The organism is Methanomicrobiales archaeon (assembly GCA_030019205.1).
Taxonomy (GTDB): Archaea; Halobacteriota; Methanomicrobia; order Methanomicrobiales; family JACTUA01; genus JASEFH01.
Genome location: JASEFH010000069.1, coordinates 1 through 655, shown reverse-complemented (window position 1 = coordinate 655; position 655 = coordinate 1). Strand labels below are relative to the sequence as shown.

Annotated in this window: 1 rRNA gene; it reads right to left on the bottom strand. The window is 51.5% G+C overall.

Going from position 1 to position 655, the window contains the following annotated elements:
* Window positions 1–655 (bottom strand): 23S ribosomal RNA (locus QMC96_13335); the annotation flags it as partial.

Sequence of the window (655 nt, the reverse complement as noted above, 5' to 3'; positions counted from 1 at the left end):
CTGTGGTTCGTTAGGCCCCACTTTCGTGCCGTGGTTTCTTGTTGGCCGAAACCGCGTCAGGCTGACTTTTGCCCTTACACTCAACAGCAGATTTCTGACCTGCTTGAGTCAACCTTTGGGCGCCCTTGTTATCTTTTTGAGGGCGTAGCGCCCCACCCAAACTGCCCACCTATAGTTGTCCTCCCGAAAGAGTTAGCGGTACAACCTCAGAAGAGCGGTGTTTCATTATCGACTCAGAAAGAGCCTGACGACCCTTTCCTAATAGCGTCTCCCGCCTACGCTACACATCCAAGGTCATACTGCAGCAACAGGCTGCAGTAAAGCTCCACGGGGTCTTCTTTTCCTGCTGGGGGGTACTGGACTGCTCACCAGTAAGTCATTTTCGCCGGTCTCCAGGTGGGGACAGTAGCGCTCTCGTTGGTCCGTTCATGCAAGTCGCCAATCAAGCGACAAGGTATTACGCTACCTAACTCCCCCTTTTTCTGTTAACGCTTTTGCGAGCGTTAGCGAGCAAAAGGGTTAAGAGGGTCATAGTTACCCCCGCCGTTTAACGGTCCTTCTTCCCCTTGTAAAGAGCTTTCAGATACCGTTACTGGGCAGGATTCACCGACCATACTAAACATTTCTGTCTTGCGGTCGGCTATGTTTTTATTAA